Genomic DNA, 16,911 nt, shown 5'->3' on the forward strand with positions numbered 1-16,911 from the left:
CCGCTGGGGGCGGCGGTGGCGCACCGGGGGGCTGGGCCGCGGGCGCGCCCGGGGGCGGAGCTGCGGGCGCACCGGTGGGCTGCGCGGCTGGCGCGCCGGGCAACAGGCGCCCGCCGGGGGCGCCGGGCGCCTGCGGCAAGGCCGGGGGCACCGCGTTGGGCCGCTCTTGTTCCAGGCGCTGGATCACGTCAGCCGCACGCTGCTGGCGCTGCTGAAGCACCCGCTGCTGCATCTGTTCCTGCCCCCGCATGCGCTCCAGGCGTCCCCGCTCATAGCGCTCGCGATTGCGCTCCGCCTCGGCCCACTCCTGCTGGAGTTGCTGGGTGCGAGCGTCGCGGAACTGGTCCAGGTCGCGGCGGTAGGCCTGCTGGTTGCCGGAGAAGCGGGCATCGCGGAGGGACTGGCGCTGGTCGACGCTCAGCACGGAGAGCAAAGCCGCAGACGGCGCCAGACCGTTGCCGGGGTCCGGCCCCACATATTGGCGAATGATCACCCGCCGGTCCTGCGGCACGCTGCGCATCACTTCCCGCGGCGGCGAGATCTGCTGGGCGCGGGCGATATAGGGCCGGTAGATGCCGATGCGGGCGCCGGCGGAATCGTCGAATTCCTCCTGATAACGGTCCACATAGACCAATCGGCGGGTGACCACCTCCCGCTCCACGGTGGGACCGAAATCGGTGGGCGGCACAAAGCGCGTCGCCACGCGGCCATTGCCGAAGCTGGGATCATAGACCCGCGGATCGCTGCGCAGCCAGCCGGCCAAGGCGGCGATGGGCAGCACGCGGGCGGTGAGGTCCGGGGCCACCAAATACTGGTCCTGCACAAAGACCCAGCTTTCCGCCACCGGCACGTCATAGCGGCGCGGGGGGCCGTAGGCATAGCCAGGAGCGTCCGGGGCGATGGGCGCCCAGCCGGTATGGCCGCCGCCGCGGCGCCATTTCACCCAGGCGGGCGCCCAGGTGTCACCGGGAACCCAATACCAGCCATAGTCGGGCTCATAGCCCCAGCGGCCGTAATGGTAGGTGGCCCAGGCGAAGGGCTCGGCGGAATCCCAGTACCAGCCGTCCTCGGTCCACAGCCAGCGGCCTTCCTGATAGGGCCGCCAGGCGGCGTCCAGGTCGGCGGGCACCCAGACATATTGATAGACCGGATGGACCACCCAGCTGCCGTGCTCCGCCAGCGGCGCGTAAAAGACGTTGATGTCTACCCGCGCGGCGCCGGGGTTCGCGGGGGAGCCGGGAGGCAGGGGGGCGCCCTGGCCGGAACGGGGGGACACCTGTGCCTGGGCAGGGGCCATCAGCCCCGCCAGAAGAAAGCTTGCCGCCACCCCCGCCACCAGCGCCTGCCTCGGTGTGGATTGGGGGTTCGCGTCGCGAACGGTCTTCATCGGCGTCGCCTCCAGTTTGCTGTACGCTCAACGGTGAAGATGAAGGCGGGGTTCCATGACGTCTCTTGGAAATAACAATGGTAAAACAAGGTGTTATTGAGATGGGTGGGGCGGCGCTGCGGCAGCTTTGCGGCGGGTGGTAGCTGTGCACGGCGAACGGCAACTGCACGGAACGGCGGCAGCCGCACCAGAGATTTTCCGCCCTTGCCCCGTCCCGGACGAAAGGAGGACTTGACGGACGGTATGGCGCGCCGTTCAACAAGCATAAGGCGCATGACTTAGCGTCAGAGAAGCCCCGGGAGGGGATAGACCAGGAGAGTGGTATGACCTTCAAGATGGCTCACGCGGCCCGCGCCGCGATCCTCACGATGGTGGCGGCGAGCGCCCTGGGCATCGCGTCCCTCGGGGTGACATCCCGGCCCGCGCTGGCGCAGGCGGCCTACCCCGCGCGTCCGATCACCGTGGTGGTGCCGTTCGCCGCCGGCGGACCCACCGACACAGTGGCCCGCCTCGTGGCCGAATCCATGACCAAGACCCTGGGCCAGCAGGTGGTGGTGGAGAATGTGGGCGGCGCCGGCGGCACCCGCGGCGCCGGGCAGGTGGCGAAGGCCGCGCCCGACGGCTACACGTTGCTGCTGCACCATATCGGCCAGTCCACCGCCCCCAGCCTCTATCGCAAGCTGCCGTACAAGCTCAGCGATTTCGAGGAGGCCGGCCTCATCACCGCCGTGCCCATGACGCTGATCGCCAAGCCCGGCTATGAGCCGAAAACCATCGCCGACGTCATCGCCTATGTGAAGGCGAACAAGGACAAGGTCACCTATGGCAATGCCGGCGTCGGCTCGGCTTCCCATCTGTGCGGCATGCTGTTCATGTCCGCCGTCGGCACTCAGGTCACCACGGTGCCCTATCAGGGGACGGGCCCGGCCATGAACGACCTCGTGGGCGGGCAGATCGACCTGATGTGCGACCAGACCACCAACACCACCGGCCAGATCAAGGGCGGCAAGGTGAAGGCCTATTCGGTGACCACCAAGGACCGGGTGAAGTCGTTGCCGGACCTGCCCACCATGGAGGAGGGCGGCCTGAAGGGCTTCGAAGTGGCGGTGTGGCATGGCCTCTACGCGCCCAAGGGCACCTCGCCCGAGACCATCGCCAAGCTCAATGCGGCGCTGACCGTGGCGCTGGATGACCCCAAGGTGGTCGCCCGCTTCGCCGACCTCGGCACCGAGCCGGAGCCGAAGGATCGCCGCTCGCCGGCCTTCCACAAGGCGTTCCTCACCGCGGAAGTTGCCAAGTGGAAGCCGGTGATCGAGGCTGCTGGCGTCTACGCCGACTGATCGGTCGGCTGATCGCCGTCACATCCGTTACCAAACGGCGCGCCGTCGTGGCCGCTGCGATTTCCCTGACGCTGCGGCGGCCGGGGGAAACGCGGCGGCAACGGCGGCGCAACGTCATCTTAAGCGAGGGAAAAGCGGGCCATGGGCTTCGTACGCAATCCTAAGGATGTCATCTCAGGCCTGTTGTTTATCGCGCTGGCCGGGCTGTTTGCCTGGCAGTCGCGCGAATTGAACATCGGCACCGCCATGCGCATGGGGCCGGGCTATTTCCCGCTGTTCCTGTCCATACTCCTGGGTGGCCTCGGCCTGATCGTGCTGGTGAACGGGCTGCGGGTGCCGGGGGAGGCGCCCAGCGGTATCGTCTGGCGGGCGCTGATCCTGCTGACCTTGAGCACGCTGCTGTTCGGCTTTGCCATGCGGCCGCTGGGCTTTCTGCCCGCGCTGGCGGCGACTGTGTTCCTGGCGACCCTGGCCAGCCGCAAGTTCAACCTGGTGACCGCACTCAGCATCACCGGGGTGATGTGCGTGTTCTGCTGGGCGGTATTCATCCTCGGGCTGGGGTTGCCGATACCGCTTCTCGGCCCGTGGCTCGGCGGTTACTGAGGAGACGCCCGTGGAACTCATCGACAACCTCTCGCTCGGCTTCTCCGTCGCGCTTTCGTTCCAGAACCTGCTGTATTGCTTCGTGGGTGTGCTGCTGGGCACGCTGATCGGCGTGCTGCCGGGCCTGGGGCCGATCGCCACCATCGCCATGCTGCTGCCCATCACCTTCGGGCTGCCGCCGGTGTCTGCCCTCATCATGCTGTCGGGCATCTATTACGGGGCGCAATATGGTGGCTCCACCACGGCGATCCTGATCAACCTGCCGGGGGAATCGTCCTCCGTGGTGACCGCCATCGACGGCCACCAGATGGCCCGCCAGGGCCGCGCCGGGGCGGCGCTGGCCACCGCTGCGCTGGGCTCCTTCTTCGCCGGCACCGTGGCCACCTTGCTGCTGGCGGTGTTCTCGCCGCCGCTGGCGGAACTGGCGCTGAAGTTCGGCCCGCCGGAGTATTTCTCGCTGATGGTGCTGGGGCTGGTGGCCTCGGTGACCCTGGCCTCGGGCTCGGTGGTCAAGGCGCTGGCGATGATCGTGCTGGGCCTGCTGCTGGGCCTCTCGGGCCAGGACATCTACACCGGCGTGCCGCGCCTGACCTTCAACATCGACGAACTGGCCGACGGCTTCGACTTTGTGGCCTTGGCCATGGGCATGTTCGGCATCGGCGAGATCATCCGCAATCTGGAGGATGAGAGCCAGCGCTCGCTGGTGGCGGCCAAGGTCAAAAGCCTGATGCTGACCAAGGACGAGTTCAAGGCCATCATCGCGCCGGTGCTGCGCGGCACCATCCTGGGCTCATTCCTGGGCATCCTGCCGGGCGGCGGGGCGATGCTGTCTTCGTTCGCGGCCTATTCCATCGAGAAGAAGATGTCCAAGACCCCCGGCCGCTTCGGCAAGGGGGCCATCGAGGGCGTGGCGGGGCCGGAGAGCGCCAACAATGCCGGCGCGCAGACCTCCTTCATCCCCATGCTCACCCTGGGCATTCCCTCCAACCCGGTGATGGCGCTGATGATCGGTGCGCTGATCATCCAGGGCATCACCCCCGGCCCCAATGTGGTGACCGACAAGCCGGACCTGTTCTGGGGCGTCATCGCCTCCATGTGGATCGGCAACTTCATGCTGGTGCTGCTGAACCTGCCCCTGATCGGGATCTGGGTGCGGCTGCTCACCGTGCCGTACCATGTGATGTATCCGGCGATCATCGCGTTCTGCTGCATCGGGGTTTACAGTGTCAACAACAACACCTTCGACGTCTACACCATGGCCCTGTTCGGGGTGCTGGGCTACGCGCTGGTGAAGCTGGATTGCGAGCCGGCGCCGCTGCTGCTGGGCTTCGTCATCGGGCCGATGCTGGAGGAATATCTGCGCCGGGCGATGCTGATCTCGCGCGGCGATCCCATGGTGTTCGTCACCCGGCCGATCTCCGCGGTGCTGCTGGCGCTGGCCGCGGCGGCGCTGGTGATGGTGCTGTTGCCCTCCATCCGCCAGAAGCGGGAAGAGGCGTTCAAGGAGTAGTCATGGGCCCCGGCCGCCGGTCCTTCCGGGCCGACGGCCGGGGTTTTCCACAGGCGCCGCATCCAGATGGCGTTTTCCGGTTCCGGTACTGGACAGGGTGGGGGGAGGCTGTTACATCACCGTCCTCCCACACGGGGTTCACACCTCAGGGCGGGGGCGCATAGCTCAGTTGGTAGAGCAGCTGACTCTTAATCAGCGGGTCCTAGGTTCGAGCCCTAGTGCGCCCACCACTTAACTCTCAAAGACTTAGGTGGTGGTTCGGCCGGTCCAGAAGTGGAACGGATTGGCCGGTTTGCAACTCAGTTTGCAGTTTTTCCCAACCATACTGTGAATCGAGCGTCAGGGCGGCGCTTTCGGCCAGCTCGAATCGCCCGCACGAATAGTGCACATCCAAAATCGCATTGACGTCATCAAGCTCATGGCCGGTGTCCCCCTGTCCACCAGCGAGGTGAACCGGGTGGCCGTCGCCATTGCTGCCGCCTTGCCCGATCCCAAGGCTCTGGAGAGCCTGTGGCCGCAGCTGGCGCGCTATGCCATTTCCGCCGCCGGGACTGCGCTGGCCACGCGCGGGATCGGTGGTGTCGCCGACTGGCAGGCCCTGGCATCCGCTGCTCAGGACAATTGGCGGCACTGCGACCGCTCTTCGTCGCCTCGCCGCGCAACGGCGATCCGCGGTGCCGTGGCCTCGTTACCCGGCTCGCCCAGCGAGCCGGGCCGCTGCCTGGTTCACAGCCTCGAGGCGCCGCGCCTGTCCGGGCGCCATCTTCTCGCGCATGAGGGCGAGAACCTCAGCCGGGGCTGTATCCGGCGAGCCCGACGTGAAGGGGGGGGCGGGATTGTATTCCATCCTGAGCTGGACCATCTCCGCCGTTCGCCGGTCGATCAGCAGGGAGACCAGCGTCAATGCGAAATCGATGCCGGCCGTGATGCCGCCTCCGGTAACGCGGTCACGGTCGACGCACACCCGCTCTTCCGACAGCGTCGCACCGAACGGGGCCAACGCGTCCCGTGCGCTCCAGTGCGTCGCCGCGCGGTAGCCCTGCAGCAATCCGGCCGCGCCGAGCACCACGGAACCGGTGCAGACGGACGTGATGTACTTCGCGCCGTCGGCCTGCCTGCGCAGGAAATCCAGAACGTCCTCATCATTGAGGAGCGCATCTGTCCCGTAGCCACCGGGGACGCAGATCACATCGAGCTGGGGGCAATCGGCGAAGGTGCAAGTCGGCGTCAGCGTTAAAACGGAATCGCTCGGCACCGGTTCGATGCGCTTCCAGACCAGATGCACCTCGGTGCCGGGCGCACTGGAGAAGACCTGGAGTGGACCTGTCAGGTCCAACTGCGTGACCTGAGGAAAAACGAGTAATCCGATTTGAATTGATGTTTTCAAGAAGGTCTCCCGTGTTTTCATGAGGGAAAGAATGACATCACATTATAAATGTCGGAAATGCCTTATTTCCCTCAGAAGCTGCCAAATTCGGTCCATTGGCCCGACGCCGCGGGCTATCTCGCCTTGAATCCGCAATGCGTCGCGGACTGCGAAGGCCCACTCATGCAGCCGCCGCCACGGCAGTCGGGACCGGTGCTCCGCGGGAGTAACGTCAGAATGCCGACCGGCGATCGCGCGCAAACGACTCGACGAAGACTATCGGGTGACGCGGAATCTCGGCCCAAGCGGCGCTGAGAGAGGAACGATACATAGAAAATATTTGGGCGATTGCATCGGGGGCGGGCATCAGTTGGCCGCCCGTCCACGCGCCACCGGCCACCAGCGCCTGTCCGGCACGTCGATGCCAGTGCGGCGCGTTTACGCCGACACCGTCATTTAATCGCGACCGCTGCGTTTGCGGGCGCCATCACCGCGGCGTCCAGGAGCGTCGTGACCTTGCCGCGATCCAGGCGTCCGATCTCGGCAATCAACACCAGACGGTTCATAGGGCCGTCCCCTGCCGTGTCGACGCCGGGCGAGATCGTGACGCGGGTGCCCACAAGCTGGAACACCACAGGCTGGTCGGGCTGATGATCGAAGGTGACGAAGCCCTTGCCGCGGAGCAGGACCGACGAGAGCTGGCCGACGGCCCGCTGGAAGCGTGGGAGCGATAGGGGCGTGGATGCCGTCCAGCTCATGGTCTCGAAGCGCTCGGTGGCCTCAATGGCCCGCAGCGATGGTCGGACCGCCGCAGCGTGATGACCCTGTGAGAAAAGGACCGGCGAGGGGACCGCGCCGTCGATCGCGTAGAACGTCCGTTTCCCGGCGTGCCGGGCGGCGACGCCCGCTTTTGCGTCCTCAAGCTCCGCAGGCGCCACCAGGTCCGCCTTCGTGACGATGACGAAATCCGCTGCACGCAGTTGCGATCGCCAGAGTGGATCATCCAGGAGCGCTGGCCTGTCCGCAATCTGCCTGGCATCGACGACGCACACCACGGTGTCGAGAGGTGTGGCTACGAAAACCACCGGATCGAGCAGCGCGCTCGCGATCGCGGCGGGATCGGAGGCGCCGCTCGTCTCGATGATGATCGCATCGGGGCATGGCCGCCGGCGCGTCAGCGTCACGAGGGTCCGCAGCAGATCGCCTTCGAGACTGCAGCAGATGCAGCCGTTCTTCAGGCTGACAATCCCGTCCGCCGACGGCGCCAGGAGGGTCGCGTCCACGTCTATGGCGCCGAAATCATTGACGATCGCGGCAATTCGCCGGCCATCCGGGTTGCGCAGAAGGTGGTTGACCAGCGTGGTTTTCCCCGCGCCGAGCGCTCCCGCCACCAGCAGGACGGGAATTGTCATTGCGCCAGGGGCCGGCGGACCGGGCGGCCCGGCCGTGCCTCCCGGATCAAGTCCCCGTTTGCGATGACGGGCTCACCGCCGACCAGCAAGTGCCGCACCCCTTCAGATGGGCGGTTCGGATTGCGAAAGTCGGCTCTGTCGGTCAGCGTATCGAGATCAAAGCACACGATGTCGGCATCGCAGCCCACCTGAATCCGGCCCTTGCGGCGCATCGCGGGCGCGCTCTCTTCGAGCAGTCGGGCCGGAATCAGGGTGCACTTGCGTACGCCCTCCAACAGGGACATCGCTTGGCGCTCCCGCACCCATTTGCGCAGGAAGCGCGTGAACGTCCCGCTGGAACGCGGATGGGAGATCACGTCTTGCGGCAGCGGCCAGTGATCGCCGAGATAGGTCGAGCCGTCGGGAAGCAGCCAGGAGACGGCATCGGACGCGATGGCGCCGCCCGGATAGAGAACGGAAACGTCGAGGAGATCCCGGTGGCGATCGTTCATCGCGACGTCCAGGAAATGCCACAGCACGAGCGCGCCGGGATCCTTCGCCTGTGCGGTGACGAGGTCGTCACGATCAAGGAAGCGGTGGCCCGAGGTCAAATGCTCGATCGTGTCGTAGCCCCCGCCCGTGCGTTCTGGAAATGCCGGATCGCCGAAGAAGGCCGCCCCGATGACCGTCGAACCGGTTCCGTAAGGATAGGCTTCCACTGTGACCTTGAGGCCCTGCGCCTGGGCGTTGGCGACGAGCTCGGCCGCGCGCTCCACGTCCTGAAGGCTTGTCGAGTTGAAGTGACAGATATGCATGTGTGCGCCGGTCGAGCCCGCAAGCCCGATCAGGCGCGTGTAGGCGTCGATGGAGCTTTGTGGATCAACGTTCGACATGTAGGCGATATGCGTGAAGGTCGGCACACCGATGGAGGATGCCAGACTGCAGAGTTCGGAGATCTCCTTGACCCCTGCGCCCGGCGCATAGGCATTCGGGAAGCCGATGCCGAGACCTCCTTGATCAAGCCCATTCCGCACCCGCTCCAGAATATTGGCCATCTCGGCTGGCGTCGCGACGTCCACGGTCCAGCGGCTGTCCGCCATGGCCCGTCCCATCCCGGCGAGGCTCGACTCGGTTTGTTGCGCGGTCATCGCGGCGATGCGGGTGAAGATCCAGCCTGTGGAGGCCCCGTAATTCAGGACGCGCCCCGCGTGGGCTTGCTCGTCGTACCAGCGCGCAACCGGCCACACACCGACCTCAAGTTCCAAGGTCGTTGTTACGCCGTCGAACGCCTGCATCCGGTCTGCGGGGAGGCACTGCCCGTGCGCGTGCAGATCGATGAAGCCGGGCGCGACCACAAGGCCATGGGCCGGAATAAGGTGCGCCGCCGGTTCCAGATCGCACCCGACCGCTGCGATGCGGCCGTCGCGAAGCGCTACGTCGGCAATTCCATCGTGGCCCGTCTCGGGATCCAGGACCCTGCCGCCGACGAAGACAATGTCATACATGCCGGGGCCGCTCTCTCCGACCAAGGACGCTCTCATCCTCGCAAGAGAGGGGGAGCTCGGCACCGCGCGCAGCTCCGTCGAGCCGGTCGACACGTGGCGACGCGAGCAATCCGATCGGGAAAGCGCTCGGCAATGACATCTCCCACCATGAGGTTGATCAACACATGTTGCCATGAGTACGGCAATGGAAAAATGTCGTTGTTCCCTCACTTTCGGTCATCCTCATGATTGGAATCCTTGTCTTTCCCGATTTCCAGATCCTGGACGTCGCCGGGCCAATCTCGGTTTTCGAGATTGCAAGGCGCGACGCGGCAAAGATTCCAGAGATGCAGGTTGTCGCCCTCACTGAAGGGCCGGTGCGCAGTTCGTCGGGCGCCGCAATGCTCGCCTGCGATATTCACTCCTGCCCCCCGATCTCCACGCTGATCGTGGTTGGAGGAGAGGGCGTTGAGCAATCTTTGGCCTGCTCAGCGACCTTGGCCTTTGTGCGCCGGGTAGCGGCGGGCGACGCGCGCGTCGGCGAGTGTCTGCAGCGGCGCCTACATCCTGGCCGCAGCGGGGCTGCTGGACGGTCGCCGTGCCACGACCCACTGGTCGCTCACACGCGATTTCGTGTCTCGCTTTCCGAAAGTCAGGTTCGAGCCCGACAAGATCTTTACGCGCGATGGCCGGATCTGGACGTCGGCGGGCATCTCCGCGGGCATCGACCTTGCGCTCGCGATGGTGGCCGAGGATCAAGGTGATGAGGTTGCCCGGCAAACCGCTCGCCACCTCGTGCTCTATCAGCGCCGCAGCGGCGGGCAGTCACAATTCTCCTCTCTTCTGGAATTGAAGGCACCCAATGGCCGCTTCGCGGCACTCCTGTCGTGGGTTCGCGAGCACCTCGACGCGTCGCTCACCGTGGAGCAACTTGCGGAACGTGCCGGCATGAGCCCGCGCCATTTTGCGCGCGCGTTCGCCGCAGAGACCGGAACGAGGCCATCCAAGGCGATCGAGAAGCTGCGGCTTGAGGTGGCACGCGAACGGGTCGAGTTTTCAAGCGAGACGATCGACGTCGTCGCGCAATCAGCGGGATTTCGTGACCCTGAGCGGATGCGGCGTGCTCTCATCCGAGCCTTCGGTCAACCACCGCAAGCCATTCGTCGCTCCGGTCGCGCCGATTGAGAGCAGCTGAGCGCGAGCTCAGCTTGCCGCAAAGCTTACGGATATCTCCTGCGGGCTTGCCAAAACGCCCGACGGCCGAGTGCGCGCCGGGCTGCACCGGCGGCGAATTTCGCCGCCGGTCCGAGGTCAGGGGCTCTCGCGCTCAGTAGCGCTGCGACAGAGTGAGGTAGACCGTACGTCCCGGCGCGGCGGCCACAGAGCCCATCATATACTGGTACGGCAGATAGTATTGCGCATCGGCGATGTTCTTGATGGCAAGATTGGCTGTGAACCCCTTGTTCTTGTAGCGGATGGCGGCATCGACCGTCACATAGCTCTCGGTGATGTAGGTGTTTGTCAGCTCGATCGGTGCCCCCGAGGCGGCATGCAGCCCGGCACCGGTGCTCCAGCCCGCAAGCATCCCGCCGCCGAAGGTGTAGTCCACCCAGAACCCACCGGAGTGCAGCGGAATGCCCACCAGCTTGCTGCCAGCCGGGGCGCCGTTGGGGATGTCTTCCGTCAGCTCGGCATCCACATAAGCGTAGTTGGCCATGAGCTTCCAGTGGCTGTCGGGCTGCCAGATGATATCGGCGTCAAAACCGCGCGAGCGCTGCTCGCCGATGGCAAGGCTGGTCAGCCCGAACGGGTCACTTGGATCGGTAACGGGCACATTCGAGCGGTTGATCTGAAATATGGCGGCACTGCCGGACAGGCCGTTCTTGAAGTCGAACTTGATGCCGGCCTCGACCTGCTTGGAGAGCTCGGGCACCGCTGCGCCCGAGTAGAAATAGAAGGGGTTGCCTTTCATGCCCTCGCTATAATCGGCGAAGATCGAGAAGTCCTTGGTCAGGTCAAAGACCGCGCCGATGCGGGGCAGGAGCCGGGTCTCGCTGGTGGTGTCGCTACGCAGATAGGTCGGTGAATACTGATCGATCTCAAGCCGTGCCAGGCGCAGGCTGCCCAGGACGTGGAGCCGGTCCGCGATGGTGGACTGCAACTGCACATAAGCGCCGAGAGTCTGATACTCATTATCGCCGTCGCTCATGGCGACGCCGGTCGGTGCCTCCCAGGCCGGCCATGAGGTGGGGGCAAGCAGATCGACCGTGGCCAACGGGCCGCCCATATACATGGTGGCCTTCTCGGACATATGGCTGTAGTCGGCACCGAAAAGCAGCTTGTTATCGAACATGCCGGAAGAAAATTCCGCCAGGAGGTGCGAGGACGCCGAAAACTCGGCGCGGTTTTCCTTGACATTGGAGCTGTAGAGCGGCCACGACGCAGTGCCCGGATCCGGCTCGTTGGAGATGATGATCTGCGAAATCTGATCGTAATGGGTCTCGCCGTAGCGCATCTTGGTGCTGCTCGACCAGATGTCATTGAACCTATGGTCGAGCGTGGCCGTGATGCTTCTGCTGTCGATTGTGGTGGGTGGGATGTCCGGATTGCCGATGAAAAGGTCGCGGTTGAGCCGGAACGGCCCGGTGAGGGTGCCGACCGCGGGCAAGCCCTGATAGTCCTGCTGCTGCCAGTGCGAGACGAGCCCCTGAATGGTCAGCGACGTATCTTCATTGTTGGTGAGGGTGAGGGTCGGGTTGAACGAATAGCGCTTGGCCTCGATGACATCGACGTTTGATCCAGCCCAGATATAGGTGCCGGTGGCCCGGAACAGAGCGGTGCCGGCGCTATTCAGCGGCTGGTTGATGTCGAAGTAAGGCGCGTAATAGCCGTCGCTGCCCACGGTGCCGCCAAACTCGTAGAAGCGGTTGGCGGTGGGCATCTTGGACACCACGTTGATCACGCCGCCAATGGGCGATCCGACGCCGCCGCCATAGAGGATGGCATTGGGGCCCTTGAGCACTTCGATCCGTTCCACGTTCGCGAAGGAGTTCGGGTCACCCGTGTTCAGGTAGGTGGTCATCCCGTCGAGATATTGCTCGGCGACGAAACCGCGGATGTAGTTGCCGTTGTAGACGGGCGTTTGCAGCGGATTCTGACCGACCGCGCCGCTGACGTTCTGCAGTGCCTGCTGCATGGAGGTGACGCCCTGGTCGTCCAGCACGCTGCGCGGAATGACCTGGATCGACTGCGGGATCTCGCGCAGCGGCGTGGCGGTCAGGGTGGCGCTGGACGCGGTCAGGGCGCGGTAGCCCTCCACATCGCCGGCCGTGGTCGCGGTGATGTCGGACAGCGTACTCTGGACGATGACCGGTTGGAGGCTGATCTCCTGGATCTGCTGGGCGAACCCGGAGGTGGGGATGGTCGCGGACGCGAGCAGGGCGATGGTCCGGCCATTCATGCGGCGTCTCTTCGAGCGTCTCACAAGGCTGTTCATGGGGCTTCTCTTGGGGCTTTTCGGTCCTGCCGCCGGCGGCCGCTCCGCGGGCTGCGGAGCCATGCGCATCGGCGCCGGGGGCATGAGGATAAGGGTGGGGGCGTATGCCACGGCTCGGCACGTGGCGGACGCGGCGCCGCACCCCGGGTTCAGGGCCGAACCCGGAACCCGATCGGCAACGGCGGATCGCCGCGTGTCAGACCTTGACGGTCGCGCGCGTGGTCGTGCAGCGGAAATGGCGATGGCCGGTCAGGCACCGACGTCGGCCGGCGGGCGGCCGGTCAGGCCGCGGACGGCGGCCCGCGGGCATGGAAGCTCGCGGTCTCGATCTGCGGGCCATGGCGGGCGTCGGGACGCGTGAAAAGCTCTGCGGCACGCGCCAATCGCGCTGGCGCTGATGCCGCCGGCGCGTGGGGCGGCAGGCCGATCGCCGCCACCATGGGGCAGGCGATGGAGCAGCAGGGCGGAAACCCCCAGCCGGCATCTTCCGGAGGTTCATCGTGCCCGGAGCGTTCGCCGGCGCACCAGGCGGTCGCGTCGACATCGGCCGTCGCCGCCACACTGAAGCGCGTGCCGGCGGACACGCCGATGAGCAGCAACTGGAAGACGAGCAGATACGCCACGCTGAGCGCGGTCAGGTATCTCCATGTCTTGGGCCTGCTGCTCACGAGTGATCCTCAACGGGGTCAGGACGACGCCCCTGCAGGTGGGGATGATCCGCCCACGCGCTGCTGAGCTATCGATTATTCGATGACGTGTCGATGGAGGGTGACGCCTCCTGCAGCTCATGTCCAGCGCTGAGTTCGCGCGAGCGGCGAGTGAATTGCGCGCACGGGCGGAATGTCGTTGAACCTCCTTGGCTGTGGCAGCAAAGGAGGGAAAAATGTCATTTCGATCCGTTGCCTGCTGCTTCTAGATTGCTCCAGTGGATACGGAGGGTGCCTTGGGCAACGCAGTGCCCGGCGCGCGGAATAAATGCTGCTCTGGTGTGTCATTCCGCAGTTGGAAGGTCGTTTTGCGGTCTTGAATTGGCGACAGATGGTTCCCTCACGTGCTTCGCTGACCGGCCAGCCCGATCGTTCGGGCATCCAGCCGAGCGCCGTGGTGAATGGCCAATATCCAGCAATTCCTGCTACGCCACGACCTACGGTCACCCCCAAAGCGGGGTTTCGAAGGCGAAGGACTGTTATGAGCCCACGCTCCAGAATTGCCAGTCTCGGCCTTGCCGCGACGCTCCTGTGGACCATGGCGTCGGCGCCGGCCACTGCCGCCGGCGGATCAATCATCCCGCTCTATCCCAAGGGCAGTGTCGCACCGCTCGGCGTTCCCGAGTCCCAGACAAAGCTGAAGGCGGGCCCCACGCTGATCTTCAATGTCAGCGAACCGACGCTCGAACTGTTCCGCCCTGCGCCCGGGCGGGCCAATGGTACGGCCATGATCGTCGCGCCCGGCGGCGGGTTCGTCGGCCTGGAATATGACGCCGGCGGGACCGACATCGCCCGCCGCCTCGCGCAGCAGGGCATTACTGCGCTGGTGCTCAAATATCGCACGATCCAAAGCTCCGGCGATCCGATGCAAATGCCCGAAGCCCATCTGAAGGAGATGGACACGCTCATGGCGCGGGTGAAGACCGGCCTTCCGGTCGAAATGCCGCCCTTTGCCGGCGAGCCCCATGCGGTGGAGGACGGCGTTCGCGCCATGGCGATCGTGCGGCAACACGCGCAGGAATGGGGCATTGATCCCAAGCGGGTCGGCGTCATTGGCTTTTCCGCCGGAGCCTATCTCGCCGCCGATCTTGCGATCGGCGACAAGGCGTCGCGACCGGATTTCGTCGTTCTGCTCTATGGCGGACTGCGAACGCCGGTGCCGGCCGATGCCTCTCCCGCCTTCATCGCCGCCGCGGCAGATGACCCGTTTCAGCCGAACGATGCCGTGCAACTGTTCACCGCATGGCGCAAGGCCGGGGTGGCGGCCGAACTCCATGTATATGCGCACGGCGGGCACGGGTTCGACCTCAAGCCCAATGGCGCGACGAGCGATCACTGGTTCGACGAACTGCTCTGGTGGATGCGCTCTCGCGGCCTCATGTCGCCGGCGAAAAAATAGCCGAGCGACGCCGTGGGGCCGGTTTTGAGGAATGCCCATCGAAGCTCGACAATGCCGCATGCACTGATTTCACGTCGAAGCCCTGACTCTGCGATATGCGCGCCGCCGCTCATATGAAGCGCCCCGAGAATCCTGGACGCCTTCTTGAATGCGGGACAAGCCTGCACTCCCGATCACGGAGACCGGTCGACTCGGTCGCGCGCTCACTCCGCTGGCTGTACGATGTACCCGCTCGCACGCCACTTCCGGCCGGATACGCTCTATGGCCGTTGAGGGGGAGCCGGTCTTGGCTCTGAACATTCGCGCGACGTGGCGGGGGCTGAGCCCGGCTTGGTCGGCGCGGGGGCAGAACGGGACCGCTTCAGGTGGGCTCGCCTGCTGGATGCCGGTGTCCACCTGATCTGGCAGCGCCTTGAGCCGGTGTCCAGCGACACCGTCCCCACCATCCTGCCGACGACCACCTTCGCCGCGCCCCGTTCTGCCCGGCAGCATCGGCTGGAGCGTCCCAGCGGTGCGCAAGGGGGCGTTGAGCGGCGCAACGATTATCGCACGCCGCCATCGAGCCCCGTGATCGCGCTGGCGTCGCCGTCCATCGCCCGCGCTAATCTCGCGGCGGTGACAGGGCCGAGAGTGAAGCCTTGGTGTCCATGCCCGAAGTTGAGCCAGAGACCGGGATGACGCTTGGCCTGGCAGACCAGGGGCAGCATGCCCGGCAGGCATGGGCGGGTCCCCGACCATGGCGACGGCGCGATGGGGGCCCCAACGTCCACCAGAGACCGCGCCGCTGCCTCTCCGCGCGCCAACTGCCGCGGGTGGTCTTGGGGCGCGGCGGCGGACAGCTCGGCCGCCGTGGCGATCTGCAATCCCTCCAACATGGGCGACAGCACCACCGAATGATCCGCCAGCAGCATGGGGCGGCGCAGACCGGCATCGCCCGCATAGCGCCGGTGATAGCCCCGCTTGCGCACCATCGGCACGTGATAGCCGAACGTCTTGAGCAAGGCCGGCGACCAGGGCCCGAGGGCGATGACCACATGTTCCGCGCCTTCGCCGGCCACGTGCCACCCTTTGCCGACGGGCTTCAGCGAGAGTGCGTCGCCAACCACGATTCGGCCGCCCCGTTTCGCAAACAGCTGGGCATAGGACGCCACCAGTTCGCCTGGCGCGAGGCAACTCCAGGGCGCGGTCCAGTGGATTGCGCCCGCCAGGGGACGACGCAGGCCCGGCTCCGCGCGGGCCAAGGTGGCCGGGTCGGCGAGCGTGAATGCGGCGGCGTAGCGCTGCTGGCGCCGTTCCGCCTCCAGGATGGCTGCGGCGAGACCGCGCTGCGTGTCATGGGCCTCCCAATAGCCGTCCCTGCGGATCAGATTGTCGGCCCCGGCCGCCGCGATCAGATCTGCATGACGCGGGACCGCTTCGGACACCAGTTGCTGCCAAATGGGAATGACCTTCTGCAGGGAGCTCGGCAGCGATGATCGCCAATAGCTGAAGAGGGCCGGCGCCTCGCTCGGCAGCGAACGCCAGTTCAGTTCGACCGCATTCTTGGCGCCAAACGCCATGCGCATCAGCGACAGCGGGTTGGCCGGAAGGGCGTAGGGCTCGACCGCTTCCGCCTGGATGAGCCCGGCGTTGCCGTAGCTGGTTTCGCGGCCGGGCGGCGACCGATCGACGACCACACAGTGGTGGCCCCGGTCCTGCAACGCAAGGGCGGTCGAGATGCCGACCATGCCGGCCCCAAGAACAGCGATCTGTGCCATATGGTCCCCTCAAAACCCTGGTGGGGGCGCACATGGCGCCCCCTTTGCGCTCGCCCGGCCGAGCCCCTGGAGACTGCCGCGCACGATCTGCGCGTGAACTCTGGATCATGCCTGCGTGATGGATTCAAGCGCGGACGTCATCGCGAGGCATCGAACAGCCCGGTCTTGCCGATGAACACGCGTTGTGTGCCGCTGCGCGGCGCGCGCGCCGGCGTCAGACTGGCGGCATCCGTTTCGACCACGAGCACCTTGTGCATGGGGGCCAGGTTCACTCGGAGCGCAGCAAGATCGCGGGCTGGCCGTGTGCCTGCCTTGGCGAGGCAGATGAAGTCGGCCGCAAGCACCTGCGCCGTGCAATGGGCTTCCGCGTCGATCACTGTCACCAAGGGGCCGGCCACTGCGGCGTGAAGGGCAGGCCGATGGCTGACGTCCGCAGCCCTCCCATTCCCCCGCGATGCCGATCTCCGCAAT

13 protein-coding genes, 1 tRNA gene and 1 pseudogene are annotated in these 16,911 nt (G+C 65.9%); 6 read left to right on the forward strand and 9 right to left on the reverse strand.

The features are described 5' to 3' along the window. The coding region (locus tag AAG816_RS23320) for a DUF6600 domain-containing protein (RefSeq protein WP_341992085.1) at nt 1-1,387 on the reverse strand (1,387 nt) is incomplete at its 3' end. A 368-nt stretch (nt 1,388-1,755) separates the two neighbouring features. On the opposite strand from AAG816_RS23320, the gene AAG816_RS23325 reads away from it, so the two are divergent. The 4 genes from AAG816_RS23325 (at nt 1,756) to AAG816_RS23340 (ending at nt 5,070) form a co-directional block, all read left to right on the forward strand. After that, nucleotides 1,756-2,727: a tripartite tricarboxylate transporter substrate-binding protein gene (locus AAG816_RS23325; protein WP_341992123.1), complete on the forward strand. Its 972-nt coding sequence runs from the start codon at nt 1,756-1,758 to the stop codon at nt 2,725-2,727. Between the two features lie 141 nt (nt 2,728-2,868). Continuing rightward, nucleotides 2,869-3,330, forward strand: coding sequence for a tripartite tricarboxylate transporter TctB family protein (locus AAG816_RS23330; protein ID WP_341992086.1), 462 nt, complete (start codon nt 2,869-2,871; stop codon nt 3,328-3,330). Between the two features lie 10 nt (nt 3,331-3,340). Next, complete coding sequence (locus AAG816_RS23335; protein ID WP_341992087.1) at nt 3,341-4,840, forward strand: tripartite tricarboxylate transporter permease; 1,500 nt, start codon at nt 3,341-3,343, stop codon at nt 4,838-4,840. A gap of 154 nt (nt 4,841-4,994) precedes the next feature. Further along, nucleotides 4,995-5,070, forward strand: a tRNA-Lys gene (locus tag AAG816_RS23340). An 8-nt stretch (nt 5,071-5,078) separates the two neighbouring features. Here the strand turns inward: AAG816_RS23340 and AAG816_RS23345 are convergent. The 4 genes from AAG816_RS23345 to AAG816_RS23360 form a co-directional block, all read right to left on the reverse strand. Then, nucleotides 5,079-5,471, reverse strand: a complete 393-nt coding sequence (locus AAG816_RS23345) for a hypothetical protein (RefSeq protein ID WP_341992088.1) — start codon at nt 5,469-5,471, stop codon at nt 5,079-5,081. A gap of 57 nt (nt 5,472-5,528) precedes the next feature. After that, nucleotides 5,529-6,227 carry a DJ-1/PfpI family protein gene (locus AAG816_RS23350; RefSeq protein WP_341992089.1) on the reverse strand — a complete coding sequence of 233 codons (699 nt, stop codon included), beginning with the start codon at nt 6,225-6,227 and terminating at the stop codon, nt 5,529-5,531. A 431-nt stretch (nt 6,228-6,658) separates the two neighbouring features. Beyond that, nucleotides 6,659-7,618, reverse strand: coding sequence for a GTP-binding protein (locus AAG816_RS23355; RefSeq protein ID WP_341992090.1), 960 nt, complete (start codon nt 7,616-7,618; stop codon nt 6,659-6,661). Beyond that, a complete protein-coding gene (locus tag AAG816_RS23360; protein ID WP_341992091.1) occupies nt 7,615-9,102 on the reverse strand; it encodes an amidohydrolase family protein in 1,488 nt (495 codons plus the stop codon). Before AAG816_RS23360 ends, AAG816_RS23355 begins: the two co-directional genes overlap by 4 nt. 224 nt (nt 9,103-9,326) lie before the next feature. Between AAG816_RS23360 and AAG816_RS23365 the strand changes: the two are divergent. Then, nucleotides 9,327-10,266: pseudogene (locus AAG816_RS23365) on the forward strand (GlxA family transcriptional regulator). 142 nt (nt 10,267-10,408) lie between these two features. On the opposite strand, the gene AAG816_RS23370 reads toward AAG816_RS23365, so the two are convergent. Both AAG816_RS23370 and AAG816_RS23375 read right to left on the reverse strand, forming a co-directional pair. Further along, nucleotides 10,409-12,541 (reverse strand): TonB-dependent siderophore receptor, encoded by a 2,133-nt coding sequence (locus tag AAG816_RS23370; protein WP_341992092.1) that lies wholly within the window; start codon nt 12,539-12,541, stop codon nt 10,409-10,411. Between the two features lie 317 nt (nt 12,542-12,858). Beyond that, nucleotides 12,859-13,245 carry a hypothetical protein gene (locus AAG816_RS23375; RefSeq protein WP_341992093.1) on the reverse strand — a complete coding sequence of 129 codons (387 nt, stop codon included), beginning with the start codon at nt 13,243-13,245 and terminating at the stop codon, nt 12,859-12,861. A gap of 307 nt (nt 13,246-13,552) precedes the next feature. On the opposite strand from AAG816_RS23375, the gene AAG816_RS23380 reads away from it, so the two are divergent. Further along, nucleotides 13,553-14,683, forward strand: coding sequence for an alpha/beta hydrolase (locus tag AAG816_RS23380; protein ID WP_341992095.1), 1,131 nt, complete (start codon nt 13,553-13,555; stop codon nt 14,681-14,683). A 542-nt stretch (nt 14,684-15,225) separates the two neighbouring features. Here the strand turns inward: AAG816_RS23380 and AAG816_RS23385 are convergent. Continuing rightward, nucleotides 15,226-16,440 (reverse strand): FAD-dependent oxidoreductase, encoded by a 1,215-nt coding sequence (locus AAG816_RS23385; protein WP_341992096.1) that lies wholly within the window; start codon nt 16,438-16,440, stop codon nt 15,226-15,228. A gap of 137 nt (nt 16,441-16,577) precedes the next feature. Beyond that, a complete protein-coding gene (locus AAG816_RS23390; protein WP_341992097.1) occupies nt 16,578-16,826 on the reverse strand; it encodes a hypothetical protein in 249 nt (82 codons plus the stop codon). Nucleotides 16,827-16,911: the final 85 nt, after the last annotated feature.

It is taken from the genome of Azorhizobium sp. AG788 (genome assembly GCF_943371865.1).
Classification (GTDB): domain Bacteria; phylum Pseudomonadota; class Alphaproteobacteria; order Rhizobiales; family Xanthobacteraceae; genus Azorhizobium.

Excerpts from the sequence above, each read along its gene's own strand:
- AAG816_RS23355 (WP_341992090.1), bottom strand. The coding sequence starts at position 7,618 with ATGACAATTCCCGTCCTGCTGGTGGCGGGAGCGCTCGGCGCGGGGAAA.
- AAG816_RS23380 (WP_341992095.1), top strand. The coding sequence starts at position 13,553 with ATGCTGCTCTGGTGTGTCATTCCGCAGTTGGAAGGTCGTTTTGCGGTC.
- AAG816_RS23325 (WP_341992123.1), top strand. The coding sequence starts at position 1,756 with ATGGTGGCGGCGAGCGCCCTGGGCATCGCGTCCCTCGGGGTGACATCC.
- AAG816_RS23385 (WP_341992096.1), bottom strand. The coding sequence starts at position 16,440 with ATGGCACAGATCGCTGTTCTTGGGGCCGGCATGGTCGGCATCTCGACC.
- AAG816_RS23360 (WP_341992091.1), bottom strand. The coding sequence starts at position 9,102 with ATGTATGACATTGTCTTCGTCGGCGGCAGGGTCCTGGATCCCGAGACG.
- AAG816_RS23370 (WP_341992092.1), bottom strand. The coding sequence starts at position 12,541 with ATGAATGGCCGGACCATCGCCCTGCTCGCGTCCGCGACCATCCCCACC.
- AAG816_RS23330 (WP_341992086.1), top strand. The coding sequence starts at position 2,869 with ATGGGCTTCGTACGCAATCCTAAGGATGTCATCTCAGGCCTGTTGTTT.